The 4,384-nt window shown below is 43.4% G+C and carries 4 protein-coding genes; all 4 read right to left on the reverse strand.

All coding sequences use genetic code 11. The features are described from left to right. Nucleotides 1–929 (reverse strand): methyltransferase (locus tag A3756_RS15990; protein WP_068553896.1); only part of this gene is annotated, 929 nt, incomplete at its 3' end. A gap of 70 nt (nt 930–999) precedes the next feature. Next, a complete protein-coding gene (locus A3756_RS15995; protein WP_068510874.1) occupies nt 1,000–1,959 on the reverse strand; it encodes a tetratricopeptide repeat protein in 960 nt (319 codons plus the stop codon). A 232-nt stretch (nt 1,960–2,191) separates the two neighbouring features. Beyond that, the gene (locus tag A3756_RS16000) at nt 2,192–3,229 is read right to left on the reverse strand and encodes a hypothetical protein (RefSeq protein WP_068510876.1); all 1,038 of its coding nucleotides are present in this window, start codon (nt 3,227–3,229) and stop codon (nt 2,192–2,194) included. 30 nt (nt 3,230–3,259) lie between these two features. Next, the gene (locus A3756_RS16005; protein ID WP_068510878.1) at nt 3,260–4,300 is read right to left on the reverse strand and encodes a polysialyltransferase family glycosyltransferase; all 1,041 of its coding nucleotides are present in this window, start codon (nt 4,298–4,300) and stop codon (nt 3,260–3,262) included. Nucleotides 4,301–4,384: the final 84 nt, after the last annotated feature.

Consider the following 4,384-nt stretch of genomic DNA (forward strand, 5'->3'; position numbering starts at 1 on the left):
TTGCTCAAGCCGTCACAAGCAATAAACTCAGCACGGTTTGTAGGCATATTGACCGCCAAATTGTGTTTCGCAGACTGTACCGCCTGAAAAGACTCGTCATAGAAAAACATCTGGGCATTAGGAAAGCGCTGTAAGTAGGCTAAACCAAGTACCCCATTCCCACAGGCTAAATCAGCGACTTGTGAAACCTCCGGTAAGCACTTGTAATGCCCCAAAAAGAAGCGACTGCCAATATCCAAATGATCATTGCTAAAGACATTTGGTAAAGCCTTCAAGTTCAATTCAAAATCGGGAACGCTGACAGACTTGCACTGTTCAAATATATTCTGCTCTGAAGCGTACGCCAGAGATTTATCAACCTCTGCCCTCCAGACTCGCGCTTTTTTTACACCTGGCAAAAAACTCGCCGGGCCAAAGCACTTCTCCAGCAACTCATACTGACCTTTGCTTAAGTGCTTATCCATACCTGCAAGTAAAAGTGTACAGCCTTCTTGTGCCCACTTATTCAGTTCAGCGAGTAAATAAGCCAGCTGGCTTTTAGATTTAGGTACTCGACCAATGATTAAGTCTGGGCGCTCTTCTCGTTTGACGAGATACTCAAGACCCGACTCAAAGTCCAGCACATTATCGTCATTCGCTTCAGCATTCTTCTTGAGGTTCTGTCGCGTTGCTTCTAATGACATCCATGAGTCGCCGTAACAGAGGGGCTTATATTTCATTAAAGGAATCGTCAAAGCACCAAAGTTATCGTGCACGATACAAAGCTGCTTGAAGCTTCCAGCCATGTCATCAACCAGATTAAGCAGGTAGCTGTCTGCAGCATCCCAGGCACGCAACTGACTACGCTTTTCAACAGGATAACGCTGAAGCTCATAATTCTGGCCGTTAGCGGTAAATGCGTTGGGATTTTCTGATGAGGAAGAAGACATAAAGGGATTTTAACTAATGAGCGAACTGAGCATTATAGCTCAAGCCATGCCTATCAAGAAGAGCCTAAGTTTACAGCGCAGCGCCAGCCTGACAAGCAACAGAAAGTCTCTGCCTACAAGCCTGTTGATACAATTGCTGCGCCTTGCTTAAGTTCTTAATAACACCGAAACCGCTTTGATAGAAACGACCTAATTGAAACTGAGCCTGAGCACTTCCTGATTTTGCAGCCACTTCAAACCAACGAAATGATTCATGCGAGTCGTGTTGAGGACCATCTTGTAAATAGATTTGCGCCAAACTTAGCTGAGAATCGATATCACCTTGTTCGGCTGCCAAGGTATACCAACTAATGGCTTCAGCTATGTTTTTACCAGAGACTTCACCAGAATGATAAATTCTGCCTAGTTGATACTGAGACAGTATATGCCCATGATCAGCCGCCCGTCTCAACCAACGCAAAGCCCTTTTCGGTTTAGCTTCGACACCCAATCCATTTAAGAGCATTAGCGCTAAGTTATACTGAGCTTGAACGTCTCCCAACTTAGCCGCCTTCTTGAACCAGCTATTAGCCTTTGTTTCGTCTTTGACGTCTTCATTGGTGTAATAAATTAAGGCTAGATTATATTGAGCTGAGGTATCGCCCTGTTCGGCCGCTAGCGTATACCACTTTATCGCTTTATTAATATCTCTAGGTAAACCGTCACCTTTCTCATACAGCACAGCTAGATTATTTTGCGCTTCCAACAAGCCTGACTCAGCGGCTTCTACGTACCATATCTGCGCATTAGAAATGTTCTTAGCGACACCTAAACCTTCCTGATTAATTCGGGCCATATAGAATTGGGCAATGCTATCGCCTTTATAAGCTAATGGCTCCCATATATTTTTGGCGCAGACATAGTCTCCTGAATTGAAGCAGTGGCGGGCTTGGTCAGAGCTCGCATGCATCTCGATAGAAGTAACCAATAAAAGAAAAGCTAGAGTAAATTTAATATGAGCAATAAAGCTCGGCCAGAAACCAGTATTCAATACAAGATACCCTTAATCATCTGTCACCCGAAATAAGTACGTATCAGTATATACCAGCAACCCGGAAATAGGAGGTTATCTATATATTATGGGAAGCCAGCTAATGTACGTTTTACTCTTAGTATCGCGAAGCTGTAAAGTTAGCGGTGTTGAATCTAGACTTATTAGAGGTTTGATTCTTGGCAAAAGCTTTAAGCTGGTAAAAAAGAATATTCTTTTACATTAGCCAATGTTAAATACCTCGACGTAACTCCCAAGGGAAAACCTTCCCCATGCTGTTTAATAAAGTCTGCACAATTATAGGGTCCATTAAGTCAGTGAGTTCCCACTGACTTAAAAATAATAGCGCTAAATACTGATCAGCCAGGCTGAGGTCTTGTTCGCCACATGTCAGCATATCTGCAATTGACGAAAACATTGGCTTATCATCACTCTTGTACATCAAACGCCCATAAGAACAAACAGGCTTGCCTAAGACCATTGCCTCATGAACCAAGTTAGAGTTAACCGATACGACCCCAACACAATTTTTATGCGCGGCTAAATCAATACTACGGATACCTTTCTTAGCCTCGATAAATGTCACACCCTTTGGTAACGTCGGAGCATTAGATAAGCGGCATTTTTTAGCAGGATGCTCAGTCACGATAATGTTCACACCTTGCGCTTCCGCATAACTCCGATCAATTAGCGCCTGAGCCAATAAATCGTTGGCGCCCTTCTGCCCATACAAGCTCTCAAAACCAGAATCAGAAAACTTCAGGTTATAGTCCTCTCCTCCTTGGAGTGGCAATAAACAAAAAGGCTTTTGAGTAAGGCCTGCGATATCAACCTTTTTAGGCCTCAAGAAGTGTTGAGCGCGAGCTTTGCAGTGCTCTAAATCGCGTCGACCTATGCGCTCAACATAATCAACGCCAGAGTCAAACTGAGTGTGGCTGCGTGCATTGGCCCCATGAGGAGAGATTTGATAAGACGATCTCGGTAGCCAGCCATGTTCAACAACAAGCGTTTTATCGCCATCATCGACAAAACGCTCCGACCAATTAATTGAAACAGGGGGTATTGATTCAAACAAGTCAGGATTGCTATGGACAGTTCGAGCAAGCATGCTGAAAAACATTGTCTTCGCACAGGCTCCGCCCTTCAAACCCAATATAGAGGTAGCACTCGACCAATTTGACCGCCTCCCAAAGCGTTTGAATATCACATTGTCATGAGCCTTAAACTCTTTTGGGATAGCCCCCCAATAAGTCTTTTTATATTTCTTCACTGTCAATATCCATTATTTAAGTGTTAATGCTTATTCCAATGAATAGCTTTTCTTTATCCCAAGAGCGCTGAATAAGTCATTCATTTGCTGACTAGCCACCTCACAGCTTAATGTTTCAACACGAATATCCGGCCTCAACCACTTGGCAGACAGCAAGGTTGTCGAGATATCGCCCAAAACAAGCACGTCATCTCCCAGCAGAGGCAAGATAAGCTCAAAGCCTATATTTTTATCGATACGGGTTGAACCTGGAAACATCTCATCGAGCAAGTCAAGGTTAGTACTCCTCGGGTGAGCCTTGACCCCAATGTCACGAGGGGAGAAAGTTTCTAACAATCGCTTATAGGCACTTGTTAGACTATCCGGCTGCCTCATATAACTAGCCTCATGAGGCAAAGTAATCAACACCTTAATCGCATCGAAACAGCTTAAATCGACCTTTCTATCATCAAGTAAACTTTTAGAAAGCTGTTTAAATTGATCAGATGAGAACAAATCTGTGTTGAGCGCTAAGCGCTTCTTTTCCTGCAACAGAGGGTGAGCATACTCAGGGAACGCCAAATAGGCTTTTGAAATCCAAGCAGAAGAGCCTATTGTCAGGGCGTTCTTCCACCAGGTTCCGTATACGAGTTTCTTAAGAAAAGGATCCAGAAAACGGTGAGCGAAGCTATTCATTGATTTGTGGCCAATATAGCTCACCGCACCATCATCCATGTAAATACCGGTCGCACGTCTACCCGATTGACTGGCAACATGCATCGCATACTGAAACTCTACTCGGCGATCATTTCCAGTATAAATTTGTTTACTCGAATCCGAAGCAAACAAAACATCAATCCGTTTCATGACCTCCCGACGATGCTGTATCTTTCCGAGACCTTTATCATTCGCTAAAGAAACGGTTTCTTGAAACAATCCCTTTACTTGCTCAATCGCTAGAGTGAAGGATTTGGCCAAATCCAGGTTTTTTGAAACAATTACAGCTATGTTTTCTTGTCCTTGATTTTCAATTGCTAAGTTAGAGGCAATAAAAAAGTGTAAAGGAGAGGATATGAAATAGTAGTTTTTCATCGCGTCGTCAGCACCGGCTATTCTTGCATGTGTCTGATCTTGCTACGCACTTCAAGGTAAGAAAGATATTTTGTATTACCCGCG

This window comes from Oleiphilus sp. HI0086 (assembly GCF_001635225.1).